Raw genomic sequence first — 18,882 nt, 5'->3', positions numbered from 1 at the left:
TTTAACACAGACCATCCGGCGCATAAGCGACGTGGGAAGGGCAAAACCCCATAACGATCACGCTTTTCGGTAACGATCCTCGCCCGCGGGATAAATGCCTGTCATTGGCATGCCAAAATGGTGATAAATCGCAATCTGGAATACCTCTTACCTCATTGAGAGCTTAATCACAGAACAAAGCGCCTGTGGACGCTATTTTTGGCATACCAATAGTATCCGGCTGTCCATCTTATTCAATAAAAGCCCTTTTACTGAGGTATTACCCTATGGCATTTCAGGAAAAACTGATCGACGCTCTGGGCAGTTTTGCCACCACCTTCAACAGCTATCGCTATATCCAGGCGATTAAGTCTGCGTTTATTACCTTAATGCCGGTCATCATTGTGGGGGCGTTCTCGGTACTGATCTCCAATATGGTGCTGGATCCGAAAAACGGCCTGGCGAGCTTTCAGTCGCTGTCGTTTCTGGCGGCGTTAAAGCCGATCACCAGCGCGCTGAACTATGCCACGCTCAACTTTCTTAACATCGGCGCGGTGTTTTTAATCGGCATTGAACTGGGGCGTATTAACGGCATTAAGTCTCTGTTCCCCGGCCTGCTGGCGGTGATCTGCTTTATCTGCGTAACGCCGACGACGGTGGAAATGCTGGTGGACGGCGAGATGCACGTGGTGAAAGACGTGCTGCTGCGCCAGTTCTCGGATACCCGCAGCCTGTTCCTCGGCATGTTTATCGCCATCCTGTCAGTGGAGATTTACTGCTGGCTGGAAAACCGTAAGGGGCTGAAAATCAGGATGCCGGACACGGTGCCGCCGAACGTCGCCGCGTCGTTCTCTGCGCTGATCCCGGCCATTATCACCACCACCGCCATCGCCACCTTTGGCTTCGTGTTTCATCAGATTACCGGTATGTATCTCTACGACGCGGTTTACCAGGTGGTGCAACAGCCGCTGGAGCGGGTGGTGCAAAGCCTGCCGGGGATCCTGCTGCTGATGTTTGTCGCCCAGCTGTTCTGGGTGATTGGTATCCACGGCAACCAGATGATCAAGCCGATCCGCGAGCCGCTGCTGCTGGGGGCAATCACCGTTAACATGAGCGCGTTCGAGCAGGGCAAAGAGGTGCCAAACATCATCACCATGCCGTTCTGGGACGTCTATATGAGCATCGGCGGCTCCGGCCTGACCATCGGCCTGCTGATAGCCGTCATGATTGCCACCAAACGTAAAGAGATGAAGGAGATCGCCAAGCTCTCCATCGGCCCGGGTATTTTTAACATCAACGAGCCGGTGATCTTCGGGATGCCAGTCATGCTCAACCCGATCCTGGCTATCCCGTTCATCATCACGCCGCTGGTGACGGGCTCGATTGGCTACTTTGCCACCGTGACCGGATTTGCCGGGAAAGCCGTGGTGATGGTGCCCTGGACCACGCCGCCGCTGATCAACGCCTGGCTGTCAACCGCGGGCTCCATGGGGGCGGTGATCACCCAGTTTATCTGCATCGTGACCGCGGTGATTATCTATCTGCCGTTTGTGAAAATTGCCTCACGCCGCGCAGATCAGGCCGCACTGCAACAAGCCACCGATAACGCATGAGGACAGGATGAGCATAAAACAGATAACCATACCGCCAGATTTTATGCTGGGCGCGGCGGCATCGGCCTGGCAGACCGAGGGCTGGAGCGGCAAAAAGCCGGGGCAGGATTCGTGGATCGATCTCTGGTACAAGAACGATCGTCACGTCTGGCACAACGGCTACGGCCCGGCGGTGGCAACCGACTTTATCAATCGCTTTCGCGAAGACGTGGCGCTGATGAAGCTGGCGGGACTGACGCACTATCGCACCTCGATCAACTGGTCGCGCTTTTTGACCGACTATGAAAACGCCACCGTAGATGAAGAGTACGCCGCCTATTACGACGCGCTGTTCGATGAAATGCACCGTCAGGGCATTGAGCCGATGATCTGCCTGGAACACTACGAATTGCCGGGCGTGCTGCTGGAGACCTACGGCGGCTGGGCGTCGAAGCACGTCGTCGAGCTGTTCGTTCGCTATGCGGAAAAGGTGTTTGAGCGCTTTCACGGCAAAGTCACCCGCTGGTTTACCTTCAACGAGCCGATTGTGGTCCAGACGCGCGTCTACCTCGACGCGCTGCGCTGGCCCTATGAGCAGAACACCAGCACCTGGATGCAGTGGAACCACCATAAGGTGCTGGCGACGGCGAAAGTGGTGAAGCTGTTTCGCGAGAAAGGGTATGACGGCTCGGTGGGCTGTATTCTTAACCCGGAAGTGACCTATCCGCGCTCGCGCGCGCCGCATGACGTGCGGGCGGCAGAGATGTACGATCTGTTCTATAACCGCGTCTTTCTCGACCCGCTGGTGCACGGGCGCTATCCGCAGGCGCTTTTTACCCTGCTGGCGCAGCATCAGGTGCAGTGGGAATACACGGCTGACGAGCTGGCGCTGATTGCCGACAACACCGTCGACGAGCTGGGCATTAACCTCTATTACCCGCATCGCGTCAAAGCCCCGTCCCGCGCCTGGCACCTGGAGACGCCGTTCCACCCGGCGTACTACTACGAGCCGTTCGAGCTGCCGGGGCGGAGGATGAACACCTCCCGCGGCTGGGAGATCTTCCCGCGCATTATTTACGATATGGCGATGCGGATTAAAAACGAGTATCGCAACATTGACTGGTTTGTGGCGGAAAGCGGGATGGGCGTGGAGAACGAAGCGGAGTTTCGCAATCGCGACGGCATTATCGATGACGCATACCGCATCGCGTTTATCAGCGAACATCTTTATTACACGCTGCTGGCGCGGGAGGCGGGGGCTAACTGCCACGGCTATATGCTGTGGGCCTTCACCGACAACGTCTCCCCGATGAACGCGTTTAAAAACCGCTACGGGCTTATTGAGATCGACCTTGAAAACCATCGCGCACGGCGGGCAAAGAAATCGGCATCCTGGTTTCGCCAGCTGCGCGATGAGCGTGTGATGACGCTCAGGGTTGACGATGAATGGAAGTAAGCCTTCTGGTAAAATAGCGCACAAACTGGCCGGGAGGACGTCCGGCCCGCGCATTAACTGAAAAACACAGGTGAAAACGTGGATAAGGCTGTCATCCTGCCGGAAAAAAAACAGTACCAGGAGATTGGCGAGGATTTACGGGCGCAGATTATCCAGGGGCATTATCCCGTGGGATCGCGTCTGCCGCCGGAGCGCAACATCGCCGAGACGTATGGCGTGAGCCGCACTATCGTGCGCGAGGCGCTGCTGATGCTTGAGCTACAGGGGACGGTGGATATTCGCCAGGGGTCTGGCGTGTACGTGATGCGCATTCCGGAGGAGCATGAAAACGAGGAAGAACGTTTTCTGAACAGTGACGTGGGTCCGTTTGAAATTCTCCAGGCGCGTCAGCTGCTTGAAAGCAACATTGCCGCCTTTGCCGCAAAAATGGCGACGCGGGCGGATATCGACAACCTGCGCCGCATCATCGAGCAGGAGCAACGGGCTATTGCCGCCGACGATCGCAGCCAGGACAACAACAAAATGTTCCACCTGGTACTGGCGGGGGCCACACAAAACCAGATGCTGCTGGCGACCGTTGAAAGCGTCTGGCATCACATGGACAGCAGCCCACTGTGGCAGCAATTCAACGGCCACATCGCCAGCCGCGCATGGCGGCTGAAATGGCTCGGCGACAGGCAAACCATTCTCGCTGCGCTCCGCCGCCGCGACGTGATGGGGGCGTGGCAGGCGATGTTCCAGCATCTTGAAAACGTCAAAAAGAGCCTGCTTGAGCTGTCAGACGAAGACGCGCCCGATTTTGACGGCTATCTCTTTGAATCGGTCCCCCTTTTCCAGGGGAAACTGGTGTGAATATACTGCCGCTTCACGCTGCGCCGCAGTTTACACAGCGGGTGATCGACTGGATCTGGAACGCGTTTGGTGAAGGTATGCCGCGTGCCTTTTTCCAGAGCATTGTTGAGCACAGCCTGACGCCGGGCGAGTTACCGCTCACCTTTATTGCCGTTGAGGATGACCAGCTGCTGGGCACCGTTGGGTTGTGGCGTTGCGATTTAATTTCCCGGCAGGATCTCCACCCCTGGCTGGCTGCGCTGTATGTCGATGAAGCCGCCCGGGGAAACGGGCTGGCGGGAAAACTTCAGCAGCATGTTATCGGCTACGCGCGACGCGCCGGGTATCACGAGCTTCATCTCTGGTCTGCCTGCCGCGACTTCTACGAACGTTACGGCTGGCACTACATCGGCGATGCGCTGGAATACCCGGATAAAACCGTCCATCTCTATCGCTGTTCGCTCACGGCTTCCGCGGGCGATACCACCGAGTGACGGCGCACTAAGGTTGGGCTGAACAGGTGGGTAATTTCCGGTGGCGGGCGATGCTCGGCCAGCGCTAACGCCAGTTCTGCCGCCTGCGTTGCCATGGTCACAATCGGGTAGCGCACGGTGGTCAGGCGAGGGCGCACGTAGCGCGACACCAGCACATCATCAAAGCCAATCAGCGAAATTTCTGCCGGGACGTCAATCCCGTTATCATTCAGCACGCCCATTGCGCCGGCGGCCATGGAGTCGTTATAGCTGGCCACGGCGGTGAAATTCCGCCCGCGGCCCAGCAGCTCCGTCATCGCCTGCTCGCCGCCACTCTCATCCGGTTCTCCGTACGCCACAAGACGATCGTTGCACGGCAGACCGGCTTCGCGCAGCGCGTCGTAATAGCCCTGAAGGCGATCTTCCGCATCGGAAATTGGGTGGTTGGAGCACAGATAACCAATTCGGGTATGGCCCTGCTGGATCAGATGACGGGTTGCGAGCCATGCGCCGTAACGGTCGTCGAGCGCCACGCAGCGGGTTTCAAAACCGGGAATAATGCGGTTGATAATCACCATCCCCGGCATCTGTTTCATCAGATGGATCAGCTCGGCGTCGGGGATCATTTTTGCATGGACCACCAGCGCCGCACAGCGATGACGGATCAGCTGCTCAATGGCCTGGCGCTCTTTCTGTTCATTGTGGTAGCCATTACCAATCAGCAGGAAATTTCCGGTGTGATAAGAAACTTGTTCTACGGCTTTGACCATTGCACCGAAAAACGGATCGGATACATCCCCGACCACCAGCCCGATGGTTTCTGTCGACTGCTGGGCAAGGGCGCGCGCGTTGGCGTTAGGGTGATAATTCAGGTTTTCCATGGCGTCCTGCACGGCCTGGCGCGATGCATCACTCGCTTTAGGGGAGTTGTTGATCACGCGGGAGACGGTCGCGACGGAAACACCGGCCAGACGAGCCACATCCTTAATTGTCGCCATTCAATACCTTCTTATAGGGGTAAGCGTTTACACACTAACTAGTGTTGCGGAAAAGCGGCGCGCATTCAAGGGGAGCGGGTAAGCGTCCTCTGCAAACGTGAAGCAGAACATCCCTCGCGGTGTAATCGTTACACGGCCAGTCATGTCTGAATAATGTCAATCTGAACCTTTAGTTACACTTTGCCTCAGGCTGTTGCGATTGTCCGTTAGCAACGATGCGTAGTGAATTGCTAGAGTCGAGATCCCAGAGGTATTGATAGGTGGAATCAACTTCGGTTGATTAACACGATTTACACCAACCTGCGTTTTACGCAGGTTTTTTTTTGCCTGTAAGTTCAACCTGTAACAGCAAAAGAGAATATTCACACCTGGTTGCACTTCGGCTCATTCCCTTGCGTTTTCCCGCTGGCGAAGCCTGTCGCCGGAGGCCACAATCAAGATCCCAGAGGTATTGATTGGTGAGAATTCCTGGTACGTTTTCGTACTCTTCTCTTGCACCAACCTGCGCGGATGCGCAGGTTTTTTTTCGCCTCTGTTTTTGCTATCGCTCCCTCACTACTTCTCGTGTAATCTGCCACCATTTATACCTTTCACACTGGCTGGCAAAGGGAGTTGAAATGCTTTTTGGGTTCTTCCGCACACTGTTTCGTGTCCTGTTTCGCATCCGCGTGACTGGCGATACGCAGGCACTCTATGGCGAGCGTGTGCTTATCACACCGAATCACGTCTCTTTTCTTGATGGCGTATTGCTGGCGCTGTTTTTGCCCGTGCGGCCCGTCTTCGCGGTTTACAGCTCCATCAGTGAAAAATGGTACATGCGCTGGCTCAAACCGCTGATTGATTTTGTCCCGCTCGACCCAACTAAACCGATGATGATTAAACATCTGGTGCGTCTGGTTGGGCAGGGGCGCCCGGTGGTTATCTTCCCGGAAGGGCGTATTTCAGTGACGGGCTCCCTGATGAAAATTTACGACGGGGCCGGTTTTGTCGCGGCGAAGTCTCAGGCCACCGTCGTGCCGCTACGCATCGACGGGGCTGAGCTGACCTTTTTCAGCCGTCTGAAAGGGCTGGTGAAGCAGCGTCTGTTCCCGAAAATTACGCTGCATATATTACCGCCGACGTCACTGCCGATGCCCGAGGCGCCGCGCGCGCGCGACCGCCGTAAAATCGCCGGGGAAATGCTGCACCAGATTATGATGGAAGCGCGCATGGCCGTTCGCCCGCGCGAAACGCTGTATGAATCGTTGCTGTCGGCGCAGTATCGCTACGGTGCGAAGAAAAACTGCATCGAAGACATCAACTTTACGCCGGATACCTACCGTAAACTGTTGACCAAAACGCTGTTTGTCGGGCGTATCCTGGAGAAGTACAGCAAACAGGGCGAAAAGATCGGCCTGATGCTGCCAAATGCGGGTATCAGCGCGGCGGTGATCTTTGGTGCCGTCTCCCGGGGCCGCATTCCGGCGATGATGAACTACACGGCGGGCGTGAAAGGGCTCTCCAGCGCGATTACCGCGGCGCAAATCAACACCGTCTTTACCTCCCGCCAGTTCCTGGATAAAGGCAAGCTGTGGCACCTGCCGGAACAGCTGACGCAGGTGCGCTGGGTGTTCCTGGAAGATCTGAAAGCAGACGTCACGACCGCCGACAAGCTGTGGATTTTCGCACACCTGCTGATGCCGCGTCTGGCGCAGGTTAAGCAGCAGCCGGAAGATGATGCCATTATCCTCTTTACCTCTGGCTCTGAAGGTAACCCGAAAGGTGTGGTTCACAGTCACAAAAGCATTCTGGCGAACGTCGAACAGATTAAAACCATCGCTGACTTTACCGCCAACGATCGCTTTATGTCGGCGCTGCCGCTATTCCACTCCTTTGGCCTGACCGTGGGGCTCTTTACGCCGCTGCTGACCGGTGCCGAGGTGTTCCTCTACCCAAGCCCGCTGCACTACCGCATTGTGCCGGAGCTGGTCTATGACCGTAACTGCACGGTGCTGTTCGGGACGTCCACCTTCCTCGGAAACTACGCGCGCTTCGCTAACCCGTATGATTTCTTCCGCGTGCGCTACGTGGTGGCGGGGGCGGAAAAACTCCAGGACAGCACGCGCCAGATCTGGCAGGACAAGTTTGGCCTGCGCATTCTGGAAGGCTATGGCGTGACGGAGTGCGCGCCGGTGGTCTCCATCAACGTTCCGATGGCGGCAAAACCGGGAACGGTTGGCCGCATTCTGCCGGGGCTGGACGCACGTCTGCTGGCGGTGCCGGGTATTGAAGACGGCGGACGTCTTCAGTTGAAAGGGCCGAACGTCATGAACGGCTATCTGCGTGTGGAAAACCCGGGCGTGCTTGAGGCGCCGACGGCCGAGAACGTCAATGGCGAGGTTGAAACGGGCTGGTACGACACGGGCGATATCGTGCGCTTCGACGATCAGGGCTTCGTGCAGATCCAGGGACGTGCAAAACGCTTCGCCAAGATCGCCGGGGAAATGGTCTCTCTTGAAATGGTCGAGACGCTGGCGACCGCAGTCTCGGCGGAGAAAATGCATGCGACCGTGGTGAAAAGTGATGCCAGTAAAGGCGAGGCGCTGGTGCTCTTCACGACAGACGGTGAACTGAAACGTGACGCGCTGCTCAGGTATGCACGCGAACACGGTATCCCCGAGCTGGCGGTTCCCCGCGATATTCGTTACCTCAAACAGTTACCGGTGCTGGGCAGCGGTAAACCCGATTTCGTGACCCTGAAGGGCATGGTTGAAGAGGCGGAACAGCAAAATGCGTGAGTCAGTGCACACTAACACTTCAATCTGGTCGAAAGGCATGATGGCGGTTATCGCCGCCCAGTTTCTTTCCGCGTTCGGCGATAACGCGTTGCTGTTTGCCACGCTGGCGTTGCTGAAAGCTGAGTTTTATCCCGACTGGAGCCAGCCGATCCTTCAGATGGTGTTTGTGGGTGCTTACATCGTATTTGCGCCGTTTGTCGGCCAGGTGGCGGACAGCTTCCCGAAAGGTCGGGTCATGATGTTTGCCAACAGCCTTAAGCTTCTGGGCGCGGCAAGTATCTGCTTTGGTATCAATCCGTTCGTCGGCTACACGCTGGTGGGCATTGGCGCGGCAGCCTACTCTCCGGCGAAGTACGGCATTCTGGGTGAACTCACCACCGGTGATAAGCTGGTGAAGGCCAACGGCCTGATGGAGTCCTCCACCATTGCGGCTATTTTGCTGGGCTCAGTGGCGGGCGGCGTACTGGCAGACTGGCATGTGCTCGCCGCGCTTGGCATCTGCGCCCTGATGTACGGTGGCGCGGTGATCGCCAACCTGTTTATCCCCAAACTGGCCGTGGCGCGTCCGGGGCAATCCTGGCGCTTCGGGCCAATGACCGGCAGCTTCTTCAACGCCTGCCGCGTACTGTGGCGTAACGGTGAAACACGCTTCTCGCTGATGGGCACCAGCATGTTCTGGGGGGCCGGCGTTACGCTGCGTTTCCTGCTGGTGCTGTGGGTGCCGGTGGCGCTGGGCATTACTGACAACGCCACGCCGACTTACCTGAATGCCATGGTCGCCGTCGGGATTGTTGTCGGGGCCGGGGCTGCGGCAAAACTGGTGACGCTGGAAACCGTCGGGCGCTGCATGCCTGCGGGGATCCTGATCGGCGTCGGCGTTCTGTTCTTCGCCCTGCAACATGCCCTATTGCCTGCCTATGCCCTGCTGTTGCTGATCGGCATGTTAGGCGGTTTCTTTGTGGTGCCGCTAAACGCGCTGTTGCAGGAGCGCGGCAAGCAGACCGTTGGGGCGGGTAACGCCATTGCGGTGCAAAACCTTGGTGAAAACATGGCGATGTTACTGATGCTGGGGATTTACTCGCTGGCGGTAAAAGCAGGTGCGCCGGTCGTGGCAATCGGGGTAGGATTCGGCGCGCTGTTCGCGCTGGCGATTAGCGGTCTGTGGGTCTGGCAGCGTCGTCGTTGAATTGTGCGGCCTGATGCCCTCACCCCGGCCCTCTCCCACAGGGAGAGGGTGAAAACCCTAAAAACGGCAACGTGCGTTGCCGTTTTGCTTTTATTACGGTGCCGGGTAGGTGTATACCTGATGCACCGCTTCAATCTCCGCTAATACCTCTTCACTCAGGTTCAGATGGAAACTCTCAATATTGGTTTTCAACTGATCCATCGTCGTGGCGCCGAGCAGGGTACTCGCCACAAACGGCTGGCGACGCACGAAGGCCAGCGCCATCTGCGCCGGATCGAGTCCGTGACGTTTCGCGATATCCACATAGGCCGCAACGGCTTTTTGCGTCTGCTCGCCGCTGTAGCGGGTGAAGCGGCTGAAAAGCGTGTTACGCGCGCCAGCCGGTTTCGCGCCGTTCAGGTATTTGCCCGTCAGGGTGCCGAAGCCCAGGCAAGAGTAGGCGAGCAGCTCCACCTCTTCGTACTGCGTCACCTCCGCCAGACCCACTTCATAACTGCGGTTCAGCAGGCTGTACGGGTTCTGAATGGTCACTATGCGCGGCAGATCGTGTTTATCGGCCAAATGCAGATAGCGCATCACGCCAAACGCCGTCTCGTTGGAAACGCCAATGTAGCGGATCTTACCCGCCCGCTGGCACTCCGTGAGCGCTTCCAGCGTTTCCAGCAGGGTAACTGCCGGAGCACTTTCGTTCCAGGTGTAGCCAAGCTTACCGAAGCAGTTCGTCGGACGCTGCGGCCAGTGCACCTGATAAAGATCGAGATAGTCGGTTTGCAGGCGCTTGAGGCTGGCATCCAGCGCGGCACGGATATTCTTGCGATCGAGGATCTGGTTAGGGCGGATCCCGGCATCGTTATTACGGGAAGGGCCGCTGACTTTGGAGGCGATGACCAGCTTTTCGCGATTGCCGCGTTTCGCCAGCCAGTTGCCGACATACGTTTCAGTAAGACCTTGTGTTTCCGGGCGGGGAGGAACGGGGTACATCTCCGCCACGTCAATCAGGTTAATGCCCTGGCTGACGGCGTAATCGAGTTGTGCATGGGCATCGGCTTCGCTGTTTTGTTCACCAAATGTCATGGTGCCCAACCCCAGTTGGCTGATCTCCAGAGCGCTGTGGGGGATACGGTGATAATGCATAGCCGGTTTCCTTTTTTTGACATACAGACTGCGTCAGGAACCTCCCGACAAAGGAATATAAACATGGCAGAGGGAAGGCAAAAGGGGAAGGAAAAAATCAAAAAGGCCAGCAAGCTACTGACCTTTATCTGTTTAACGCTCGATGATCTGGGAGACTTCGTCGCGATTAATCTGCATTTGATTGCCTTCGCGATCGCGGTAACTCACCAGACCGGTATCGTCGTCGACTTCGGGTTTGCCATCGGTCAGGATCATACGACCATCTTTCGTTGACATGACATAGTCGCTGCTGCAACCCGATACCGCAAACGCTAAACCGACTGCTGAGATAATTACTGCCCATTTTTTCATCGTTCTCATCCTCACCTGGCTCGTATCAAATCATAGTGTAGTAATAACCTGATATTACGACAGGTGAAAGGGGGGAAATCTTAAAAAGGAGGAGATTATGTTAGCCGGAGCGCAAAATTGGTAAAAAACTATGTTTTCAACAGGAAGTGGCGTGCCAGCAGCGCCCCGGTGAAATTCTTTTTAAGATAGAAACCGCGCGGCAGCGTCAGGATCGGTTCGCCCTGTGCGCCTACCGCTTCAGTGAGCGCTTTGCTGTTGGCGGCTTTGGGACGAAGTTGCAGCACTTCGCCATGCCGGGCGGTGATACGCTCAACCTGTCCCAGCACAATCATGTCCATCAGCTCTTCCCAGTCCTGGGAAAGCTGTCTCTCCTCTTCTTCATTCGGGCTCCAGAGCAGCGGGGCGCCAACGCGACGCTCAGCCAGCGGGATCTGCCTGTCGCCCTCAACGGGTACCCACAACACCCGCTTCAGCTTATGCCTGACGTGGCTGGTTTCCCATGTCACTCCGCTGTTACCCGTGAGCGGCGCAACGCAGACAAAGGTGGTTTCCAGCGGCCGTCCCTGGCTATCGATGGGGATCGTCTTCAGTTCCACCCCCAGCGCCGCAAAATCTTGCTCGGGTTTACTGCCCGCGCTTGCGCCCAGCCAGCGTTCCAGCAACACGCCGATCCAGCCCTTATCACGCTTTAGATCGTTAGGTATCGTCAACCCCGCCATCACGGCCAGCTCGCCCAGTGAATAGCCTGCCAGGCGTTGTGCCTGCTGGAGCAACTGGGCTTCACTGACGGGAGGAGAGAGCAGTGGGGCGAGAGAATGCATGCTAACGACCTTTTGATTAAAAAATGAGCTGATATTTTATCCCTTGTGGACAGAGTTTACCTTTTTCTGTGCACCTATTCCATGTGGATGATTTATATCATCTTTTTTAGAATATAATCCGTCCCGCGGCGGCTAAAAAACAGGTTGTGCAATTCTGGTCACTGACAATAAACAGGATCTTACACCATGTTATCCACAGAAAAATGGGATAACTGGGAATAACTGCCACTACTGTTTCAATTTACAGCCTTGACGTGCGATGAAAATCGAATTTTCACACAAATTGTGCCTAACTTATTGGCACAAACTGTGGATAAAACCGACGCTGTTCGATCTTTCATCAGCAGGAGGATCTTTGATGTGATGATCGTCACGTTTATCGCCCTGGATACCCTTAATTTCAATATAATCATATGAATTTAAATGATTTATTATAAGCGGGGTAAATTGGCGGCTCGTCGGGCTACAAGGTTGTTCATCGGTAATTCCGCACTTCTTCACAACTATATCCACAGAAAAGGTGAATAAAAATGGTCTCTGTCGCCCGCATCTGTTTATAACTCCGCACTAAATTGTGAGTTATTCAAATGTTATTAGGTTGCAGGCCTGTAAGAGAGTGGTTTACCGCCTCCCTGTAGTGTGAAACAATCATTCATATATCAGATTTAGTTTGGGGTAGTCCGGTGATTGATGACGATGGCTACCGCCCAAACGTAGGAATAGTAATTTGTAATCGTCAGGGCCAGGTGATGTGGGCCCGGCGATATGGTCAGCACTCCTGGCAGTTCCCGCAAGGCGGGATCAATCCCGGAGAGTCCCCAGAACAAGCGATGTACCGGGAGCTGTTTGAAGAGGTTGGTTTAAGCCGAAAAGATGTTCGCATCCTGGCTTCGACCCGCAACTGGTTGCGTTACAAGTTACCGAAACGTTTGGTGCGTTGGGACACAAAGCCGGTTTGTATCGGCCAGAAACAGAAGTGGTTTCTTTTGCAGTTGGTGGGCAACGATTCAGATATCAATATGCAAACCAGCAGCACGCCAGAGTTTGATGGCTGGCGCTGGGTAAGCTACTGGTATCCGGTTCGTCAGGTCGTGTCATTTAAGCGCGATGTATATCGTAGGGTGATGAAAGAGTTCGCAAGTGTCGTGATGCAGCTTCAGGAGACGCCTCCGAAGCCACAGAGCGCACCTGCCTGGCGACGTAAAAGAGGTTAAGCTACGCAAATCATGCTCACCCGCTTGCGAGAAATAGTTGAAAAGGTTGCCAGTGCGCCTCGCCTCAACGAGGCGCTGAATATTCTGGTGACGGACATCTGTCTTGCGATGGAAACCGAGGTCTGTTCGGTCTACCTGGCCGACCATGACCGACGTTGCTACTACCTGATGGCAACCCGCGGTTTAAAAAAACCACGGGGACGCACCGTCACGCTCGCGTTTGATGAAGGTATTGTTGGCCTGGTCGGGCGACTGGCGGAGCCAATCAACCTTGCCGATGCGCAAAAACATCCCAGCTTCAAATATATCCCTTCCGTCAAAGAGGAGCGGTTCCGCGCTTTCCTTGGCGTGCCGATTATTCAGCGCCGTCAACTGCTTGGCGTGCTTGTTGTCCAGCAACGAGAGTTGCGGCAGTACGACGAAAGCGAGGAGTCTTTCCTCGTCACGCTGGCAACGCAGATGGCTGCGATCCTCTCCCAGTCTCAGCTGGCAGCCCTTTTTGGGCAGTATCGTCATACCCGCATCCGCGCGCTTCCGGCCTCGCCGGGCGTCGCGATTGCCGAAGGCTGGATGGATGCCACGCTCCCCCTGATGGAGCAGGTCTATGAAGCCTCGACGCTGGATGAAGCGCTTGAGCGCGAACGGCTTACCGCTGCGCTGGAAGAGGCGGCGAATGAGTTTCGTCGCTACAGCAAACGCTTTGCCGCTGGCGCGCAAAAAGAGACGGCGGCCATTTTCGACCTCTACTCACACCTGCTTTCCGATGCGCGTTTGCGTCGTGAGTTATTTGCCGAGGTCGATAAAGGTTCGGTGGCAGAGTGGGCGGTTAAAAAGGTCATTGAAAAATTTGCCGAGCAGTTTGCGGTGCTGACTGACGGTTATCTGAAAGAGCGCGCCGGCGATTTACGCGCGCTTGGGCAACGTCTGCTGTTCCACCTTGATGATACTATTCAGGGGGCGAATGCCTGGCCGAGCCGGTTTGTACTGGTGGCCGATGAACTCTCGGCGACGACGCTGGCGGAATTACCGCAGGACAGGCTGGCGGGCGTAGTGGTGCGCGATGGCGCAGCTAACTCCCATGCCGCCATTATGGTGCGCGCGCTCGGTATTCCGACCGTGATGGGGGCGGATATTCAGCCCTCCGTACTGCACCGCCGTACGCTGGTGGTGGACGGATACCGCGGTGAGTTGCTGGTGGATCCTGAGCCGGTTCTCCTTCAGGAGTACCAGCGTCTTATCAGCGAAGAGAATGAATTAAGCAAGCTGGCGGAAGATGACGTCAACCTGCCCGCGCAGCTCAAGAGCGGTGAGCGGGTGAAGGTGATGCTCAATGCTGGCTTAAGCCCCGAGCATGAAGAGAAGCTCGGCAGCCGCATCGATGGCATCGGCCTCTACCGCACCGAAATACCGTTTATGCTGCAAAGCGGCTTCCCGTCAGAAGAGGAGCAGGTGGCGCAGTATCAGGGCATGTTGCAGATGTTTAACGACAAACCCGTCACGTTGCGCACCCTGGACGTCGGCGCGGATAAGCAACTGCCCTATATGCCTATCAGTGAAGAGAATCCCTGCCTCGGCTGGCGTGGGATCCGCATAACCCTCGATCAGCCGGAAATCTTCCTTATCCAGGTTCGTGCGATGCTGCGTGCCAACGCGGCCACGGGGAATCTCAGCATTTTGCTGCCGATGGTCACCAGTATTGACGAGATCGACGAAGCGCGGCGGTTAATAGAACGTGCAGGGCGCGAAGTGGAAGAGATGATCGGCTATGCGATCCCTAAACCCCGTATTGGCGTGATGCTTGAAGTGCCTTCGATGGTCTTTATGTTGCCGCAGCTGGCGACCCGCGTTGATTTTATCTCCGTTGGCACCAACGACTTAACGCAATACATTCTGGCGGTCGATCGCAACAATACGCGCGTTGCCAGCATCTACGACAGCCTGCATCCGGCGATGCTTCGTGCCCTGGCGATGATCGCCCGCGAAGCCGAGCAGCATAATATCGACCTGCGCCTGTGCGGTGAAATGGCCGGCGATCCGATGTGCGTGGCGATCCTGATTGGTCTCGGTTTCCGTCACCTGTCAATGAACGGACGTTCCGTTGCGCGTGTGAAATACCTGTTACGTCACATCGAACAAGATGAGGCGCGCGAACTGGCCGCGCGTAGCCTGGAAGCACAGCTGGCAGCCGAAGTGCGCCATCAGGTGGCTGCGTTTATGGAGCGACGCGGCATGGGCGGTTTGATCCGGGGCGGCCGCTGATCCCCACAAAATAATGACGGCTCCGACGACCCCCTCTCCCTTGAGGGAGAGGGATGGGGTGAGGGGGAACAGCGCGCATGAAACCCTATACACATCTTTTACATCTCAGGCGCATCCTCCACGCCTGCCTTATGCTATGATTCGCAACTTTGGAGCACCTGCCAACGGCGGGAATGCAATTCACCCGCTGTCCACTTTCAGCGGAATAACAACATCTTGTGGTGACAGATGAACAGTGGTTATCTGCATTTTCCGGAATTCGATCCGGTTATTTTCTCAATAGGACCTGTAGCGCTGCACTGGTACGGTCTGATGTACCTGGTGGGCTTCGTCTTTGCCATGTGGCTTGCTGGCCGTCGCGCCAGTCGTCCAGGCAGCGGCTGGACGAAGAACGAAGTGGAAAACCTGCTTTATGCCGGCTTCCTCGGCGTGTTCCTGGGCGGTCGCATCGGTTATGTCCTGTTCTATAATTTCCCGGTATTCCTGAACGACCCGCTCTATCTGTTCCGCGTCTGGGACGGTGGCATGTCTTTCCACGGCGGGCTGATTGGTGTGATCCTGGTCATGGTGATCTTCGCCAGACGCACCAAACGCAACTTCTTCCAGGTGGCTGATTTTATTGCGCCGTTAATCCCGTTTGGGCTGGGCGCAGGGCGTTTGGGCAACTTCATCAACGGTGAACTGTGGGGGCGTGTCGATCCGAGCGTGCCGTTTACCATGCTGTTCCCGGGCTCCCGCGCGGAGGATATCGCGCTGCTGCCTTCGCATCCTGAGTGGCAGTCCATTTTCGATACCTACGGCGTTCTGCCGCGCCATATGTCACAGCTCTATGAGCTGGCGCTGGAAGGCGTGGTGCTGTTCATCATCCTGAATCTGTATATCCGCAAACCGCGTCCAATGGGGGCTGTCTCTGGTCTGTTCCTGATTGGCTACGGCGCGTTTCGTATCATCGTCGAGTTCTTCCGCCAGCCGGATGCGCAGTTTACCGGTGAATGGGTACAGTACATCAGCATGGGGCAGATCCTCTCCATCCCGATGATTGTCGCGGGTGCCATTATGATGATTTGGGCGTATCGTCGTCGTCCACAGCAACAACTTTCCTGAGGAATCATGAAACAGTATCTTGAATTGATGAAAAAAGTGCTCGACGAGGGCACGCCGAAAAACGACCGTACCGGCACCGGTACGCTCTCCATTTTTGGCCACCAGATGCGCTTCAATCTGCAAGAAGGCTTTCCTCTGGTGACAACGAAGCGCTGCCATCTGCGCTCGATCATTCATGAACTGCTCTGGTTCCTGCAAGGCGATACCAACGTTGCTTATCTACATGAAAACAATGTCTCCATCTGGGACGAATGGGCAGATGAGAACGGCGACCTGGGGCCGGTCTACGGCAAGCAATGGCGTGCGTGGCCTACCCCGGACGGCCGCCATATTGACCAGATCACGACCGTCATGAACCAGCTGAAAAATGATCCGGACTCGCGCCGTATCATTGTTTCTGCCTGGAACGTGGGTGAACTGGATAAAATGGCGCTGGCGCCTTGCCACGCGTTTTTCCAGTTCTACGTGGCGGACGGCAAGCTCTCCTGCCAGCTCTATCAACGCTCATGCGACGTGTTCCTCGGCCTGCCGTTTAACATCGCCAGCTACGCGCTATTGGTGCACATGATGGCGCAGCAGTGCGATCTTGAAGTGGGCGATTTTGTCTGGACGGGCGGTGATACCCACCTCTACAGCAATCATATGGAACAGACGCACCTCCAGCTGACCCGCGAACCGCGTGCATTGCCGAAGCTGGTGATCAAACGTAAACCGGAGTCGATCTTCGATTACCGTTTTGATGATTTCGAGATTGAGGGTTACGACCCGCATCCCGGCATTAAAGCTCCTGTCGCCATCTGATACGGCAAATCCTGACACAACCGGTGCTCTTTAGCGCCGGTTTTTTTTCACGCCCGTTTTGTTTTTCGAGCCTGTTTCCAGAGATGATGCAACGCGTTGCAACGGGTGAAAATCTCCGGAAAGCGGCTCGTAAAGTTCTGGTTTGACGCTCGTACCGTTTCTGCTATTCCGCCACACTCCCGCCATGAAAAACGAACAAGGCTTTACGCTTATCGAAACCCTTATCGCCGTTTCGCTGGCAGTGATCCTCAGCGCCACAGGGCTCTATGGCTGGGACAGTTGGCAGCAGCGGCAGCGGCTTTGGCAAACTGCCTGCCAGGTGCGGGATTACCTGGTGTTTTTGCGCAATGACGCCAACCGTCACAACAGCGAGCACAGGATCGCGCTGTATAACGACGGTGAAAAGAACTGTCTGGCCAGTTCAGCGGTGACCGGTTGTGACAGCGGCGGACCGTTCGTGATGAAGCCGATGTGGCCCGAGGTCACGATAAGCGACATAACCCCTGCGCTGGGATTTTACGGTTTAAGGGATACCGCATGGGCCGGACATATCCGCGTGCAGAGCCGCGCTGGTGGGTGGTGGATTATTGTCTCAAATGGCGGACGTATCAGGCTGTGTAATGCCGCAGGAGAAGGTGCATGCCAGTAAATCGAAAAGGGTTTTCCCTGCTGGAAGTGCTTATTGCGATGACGATAAGCAGCATTCTGTTACTCAGCACGTCACGTTTTTTACCGGGGCTACAGCGGGGTGTTTTAGTGCAATCCGGACAGCAGGAGCTGGAGGATGAGGTCTGGCAACGTCTGTTCGCGATCGGTAAACAGTTTCAGAGGGCAGGATATTGTGCAGGGCATTGCCAGGGGCAGGGGATGATCATCGGCAGGCAAGGACGATGTGCGATTGTGCTATGGGATGCGAACAGCAACGGCCAGTGGGATAGCACCGCGTCAGAAAACGACAGTACGGGATTCCGGCTTGAGTCCGGATCGCTTGAAACGCTGCGGGGCGCCACATCCTGTGACGGTAAGGGATGGGATAAGCTCACCGACCCGGAACGGGTCCTGATAGAACAATTTATGGTCACTAAAACCGATCATGATGGCTTTGCGCCGGTCATTAGTATCGAGCTGCGTGCCCGCCGTAAAGGTGAACTGGCCGCACCCTTTTCGGCCCGCCACACCGTAACAGGGTTTAATCTGTGAATCGTCAGCGGGGCATGTCATCGCTGGCGCTGGTCCTGCTATTACTGGTGCTCGGCACGCTGATCCTCACCGGATTAAATCAGCAGCTGCAAACCTTTAGCACGCTGGTAAGTGGCGAGAGTTTGTCTGTTCGCCAGCAGGCTGCCGTGCAATCTGCACTGGAGTGGGGGCGCGTTCAGGAATGGGCTTTACAGCCAGAGGTTCAGTGCAAACAGACACAACGTTTGCGGGTCTGTATAAGGCTGTTTGGGGCGCGTGTGTTGCTTATTGCCGGCAATGACAATCTATTGCTATGGCGAGGCGGGGACATCTCGGAGGGGCAGATACGCTTTTCCGCCCACGGCTGGAGTGATTTCTGCCCCCTTAAGGAAAGTACGCTATGTCAGTTACCCTGAGCAGACAAAAAGGATTTAGCATGGTTGAGGTTTTGCTGGCAATGATGTTGCTGGTTGTGGTTGTGATGGCGTTATCCGGCTATCATCGCGCGCTGGCAGCCCGGTATGCGGCGCTTAGCCAGTATCGTCAGCTATGGCATCATGCGTGGAATCAGTCGCAGATCTCAACATTAACGCTCCCGCCGGGCTGGCAGGTCAGTCGGGGGCAGACAACACAGTCCGGATGTGTCAGCATCACGGTCACACTTATTTCTCCTATGGGGCGGCAGGGCGCGTTGACGCGTCTGCATTGCCCGGTTAGCCGCTAGTCG

General features: G+C 56.1%; 18 protein-coding genes. 14 read left to right on the top strand and 4 right to left on the bottom strand.

Features of this window, described 5'->3' with window-relative positions; all coding sequences use genetic code 11:
- Positions 1–266 precede the first annotated feature (266 nt).
- The 4 genes from ACWKXX_RS17805 to ACWKXX_RS17790 all read left to right on the top strand — a co-directional run bounded on the left by ACWKXX_RS17805 (position 267) and on the right by ACWKXX_RS17790 (position 4,352).
- Positions 267–1,592 carry a PTS sugar transporter subunit IIC gene (locus tag ACWKXX_RS17805; protein ID WP_023304355.1) on the top strand — a complete coding sequence of 442 codons (1,326 nt, stop codon included), beginning with the start codon at positions 267–269 and terminating at the stop codon, positions 1,590–1,592.
- Between the two features lie 7 nt (positions 1,593–1,599).
- Positions 1,600–3,027, top strand: a complete 1,428-nt coding sequence (locus tag ACWKXX_RS17800; RefSeq protein ID WP_284329617.1) for a glycoside hydrolase family 1 protein — start codon at positions 1,600–1,602, stop codon at positions 3,025–3,027.
- Between the two features lie 78 nt (positions 3,028–3,105).
- On the top strand, positions 3,106–3,879 hold the full coding sequence (locus ACWKXX_RS17795) for a GntR family transcriptional regulator (RefSeq protein ID WP_003862809.1): 774 nt from the start codon (positions 3,106–3,108) through the stop codon (positions 3,877–3,879).
- The gene (locus ACWKXX_RS17790; protein ID WP_017382852.1) at positions 3,876–4,352 is read left to right on the top strand and encodes a GNAT family N-acetyltransferase; all 477 of its coding nucleotides are present in this window, start codon (positions 3,876–3,878) and stop codon (positions 4,350–4,352) included. The genes ACWKXX_RS17795 and ACWKXX_RS17790 overlap by 4 nt, the downstream gene beginning before the upstream one ends.
- On the opposite strand, the gene galR is transcribed toward ACWKXX_RS17790, so the two are convergent.
- Positions 4,307–5,329, bottom strand: coding sequence for an HTH-type transcriptional regulator GalR (gene galR / locus ACWKXX_RS17785; protein ID WP_003862806.1), 1,023 nt, complete (start codon positions 5,327–5,329; stop codon positions 4,307–4,309). The genes ACWKXX_RS17790 and galR overlap by 46 nt on opposite strands.
- A 617-nt stretch (positions 5,330–5,946) precedes the next feature.
- Here galR and aas point away from each other — a divergent pair.
- Both aas and lplT read left to right on the top strand, forming a co-directional pair.
- On the top strand, positions 5,947–8,106 hold the full coding sequence (gene aas, locus ACWKXX_RS17780; RefSeq protein WP_023304352.1) for a bifunctional acyl-ACP--phospholipid O-acyltransferase/long-chain-fatty-acid--ACP ligase: 2,160 nt from the start codon (positions 5,947–5,949) through the stop codon (positions 8,104–8,106).
- Complete coding sequence (gene lplT, locus ACWKXX_RS17775) at positions 8,099–9,292, top strand: lysophospholipid transporter LplT (RefSeq protein ID WP_261666038.1); 1,194 nt, start codon at positions 8,099–8,101, stop codon at positions 9,290–9,292. Before aas ends, lplT begins: the two co-directional genes overlap by 8 nt.
- A gap of 93 nt (positions 9,293–9,385) precedes the next feature.
- Here lplT and ACWKXX_RS17770 read toward each other — a convergent pair whose 3' ends face one another.
- The 3 genes from ACWKXX_RS17770 to mutH all read right to left on the bottom strand — a co-directional run bounded on the left by ACWKXX_RS17770 (position 9,386) and on the right by mutH (position 11,598).
- A complete protein-coding gene (locus ACWKXX_RS17770; protein ID WP_015571754.1) occupies positions 9,386–10,426 on the bottom strand; it encodes an NADP(H)-dependent aldo-keto reductase in 1,041 nt (346 codons plus the stop codon).
- A gap of 132 nt (positions 10,427–10,558) precedes the next feature.
- Complete coding sequence (locus ACWKXX_RS17765; protein WP_003862794.1) at positions 10,559–10,777, bottom strand: YgdI/YgdR family lipoprotein; 219 nt, start codon at positions 10,775–10,777, stop codon at positions 10,559–10,561.
- Between the two features lie 128 nt (positions 10,778–10,905).
- Positions 10,906–11,598: a DNA mismatch repair endonuclease MutH gene (mutH, locus tag ACWKXX_RS17760; RefSeq protein WP_017692735.1), complete on the bottom strand. Its 693-nt coding sequence runs from the start codon at positions 11,596–11,598 to the stop codon at positions 10,906–10,908.
- 683 nt (positions 11,599–12,281) lie between these two features.
- On the opposite strand from mutH, the gene rppH reads away from it, so the two are divergent.
- The 8 genes from rppH (at position 12,282) to ACWKXX_RS17720 (ending at position 18,879) form a co-directional block, all read left to right on the top strand.
- The gene (gene rppH / locus ACWKXX_RS17755) at positions 12,282–12,812 is read left to right on the top strand and encodes an RNA pyrophosphohydrolase (RefSeq protein WP_003862791.1); all 531 of its coding nucleotides are present in this window, start codon (positions 12,282–12,284) and stop codon (positions 12,810–12,812) included.
- Positions 12,813–12,824: 12 nt separating this feature from the next.
- Positions 12,825–15,071, top strand: a complete 2,247-nt coding sequence (gene ptsP, locus ACWKXX_RS17750; RefSeq protein WP_015571752.1) for a phosphoenolpyruvate--protein phosphotransferase — start codon at positions 12,825–12,827, stop codon at positions 15,069–15,071.
- A gap of 228 nt (positions 15,072–15,299) precedes the next feature.
- Positions 15,300–16,175 carry a prolipoprotein diacylglyceryl transferase gene (gene lgt, locus ACWKXX_RS17745; RefSeq protein ID WP_003862787.1) on the top strand — a complete coding sequence of 292 codons (876 nt, stop codon included), beginning with the start codon at positions 15,300–15,302 and terminating at the stop codon, positions 16,173–16,175.
- Positions 16,176–16,181: 6 nt separating this feature from the next.
- On the top strand, positions 16,182–16,976 hold the full coding sequence (thyA, locus tag ACWKXX_RS17740; RefSeq protein WP_015571751.1) for a thymidylate synthase: 795 nt from the start codon (positions 16,182–16,184) through the stop codon (positions 16,974–16,976).
- Positions 16,977–17,160: 184 nt separating this feature from the next.
- Positions 17,161–17,625, top strand: a complete 465-nt coding sequence (locus ACWKXX_RS17735; protein ID WP_017382848.1) for a prepilin peptidase-dependent protein — start codon at positions 17,161–17,163, stop codon at positions 17,623–17,625.
- Positions 17,616–18,176: a prepilin peptidase-dependent protein gene (locus ACWKXX_RS17730; RefSeq protein ID WP_017382847.1), complete on the top strand. Its 561-nt coding sequence runs from the start codon at positions 17,616–17,618 to the stop codon at positions 18,174–18,176. The genes ACWKXX_RS17735 and ACWKXX_RS17730 overlap by 10 nt, the downstream gene beginning before the upstream one ends.
- Positions 18,173–18,571: a DUF2509 family protein gene (locus ACWKXX_RS17725; RefSeq protein WP_017382846.1), complete on the top strand. Its 399-nt coding sequence runs from the start codon at positions 18,173–18,175 to the stop codon at positions 18,569–18,571. The genes ACWKXX_RS17730 and ACWKXX_RS17725 overlap by 4 nt, the downstream gene beginning before the upstream one ends.
- Positions 18,556–18,879: a prepilin-type N-terminal cleavage/methylation domain-containing protein gene (locus ACWKXX_RS17720; protein ID WP_023295356.1), complete on the top strand. Its 324-nt coding sequence runs from the start codon at positions 18,556–18,558 to the stop codon at positions 18,877–18,879. The genes ACWKXX_RS17725 and ACWKXX_RS17720 overlap by 16 nt, the downstream gene beginning before the upstream one ends.
- Positions 18,880–18,882 lie beyond the last annotated feature (3 nt).

It is taken from the genome of Enterobacter sp. UPMP2061 (genome assembly GCF_053709615.1).
Note: the sequence above shows the minus strand (reverse complement) of the source record. Positions and strands in the feature narration are given on the sequence as shown.

Bases quoted from the DNA above. Each gene is read 5' to 3' on its own strand.
- ACWKXX_RS17805 (WP_023304355.1), top strand. From the start codon at position 267: ATGGCATTTCAGGAAAAACTGATCGACGCTCTGGGCAGTTTTGCCACC.
- ACWKXX_RS17800 (WP_284329617.1), top strand. From the start codon at position 1,600: ATGAGCATAAAACAGATAACCATACCGCCAGATTTTATGCTGGGCGCG.
- galR (WP_003862806.1), bottom strand. From the start codon at position 5,329: ATGGCGACAATTAAGGATGTGGCTCGTCTGGCCGGTGTTTCCGTCGCG.
- aas (WP_023304352.1), top strand. From the start codon at position 5,947: ATGCTTTTTGGGTTCTTCCGCACACTGTTTCGTGTCCTGTTTCGCATC.
- lplT (WP_261666038.1), top strand. From the start codon at position 8,099: ATGCGTGAGTCAGTGCACACTAACACTTCAATCTGGTCGAAAGGCATG.
- ACWKXX_RS17770 (WP_015571754.1), bottom strand. From the start codon at position 10,426: ATGCATTATCACCGTATCCCCCACAGCGCTCTGGAGATCAGCCAACTG.
- ACWKXX_RS17765 (WP_003862794.1), bottom strand. From the start codon at position 10,777: ATGAAAAAATGGGCAGTAATTATCTCAGCAGTCGGTTTAGCGTTTGCG.
- mutH (WP_017692735.1), bottom strand. From the start codon at position 11,598: ATGCATTCTCTCGCCCCACTGCTCTCTCCTCCCGTCAGTGAAGCCCAG.
- ptsP (WP_015571752.1), top strand. From the start codon at position 12,825: ATGCTCACCCGCTTGCGAGAAATAGTTGAAAAGGTTGCCAGTGCGCCT.
- lgt (WP_003862787.1), top strand. From the start codon at position 15,300: ATGAACAGTGGTTATCTGCATTTTCCGGAATTCGATCCGGTTATTTTC.
- thyA (WP_015571751.1), top strand. From the start codon at position 16,182: ATGAAACAGTATCTTGAATTGATGAAAAAAGTGCTCGACGAGGGCACG.
- ACWKXX_RS17735 (WP_017382848.1), top strand. From the start codon at position 17,161: ATGAAAAACGAACAAGGCTTTACGCTTATCGAAACCCTTATCGCCGTT.
- ACWKXX_RS17730 (WP_017382847.1), top strand. From the start codon at position 17,616: ATGCCAGTAAATCGAAAAGGGTTTTCCCTGCTGGAAGTGCTTATTGCG.
- ACWKXX_RS17720 (WP_023295356.1), top strand. From the start codon at position 18,556: ATGTCAGTTACCCTGAGCAGACAAAAAGGATTTAGCATGGTTGAGGTT.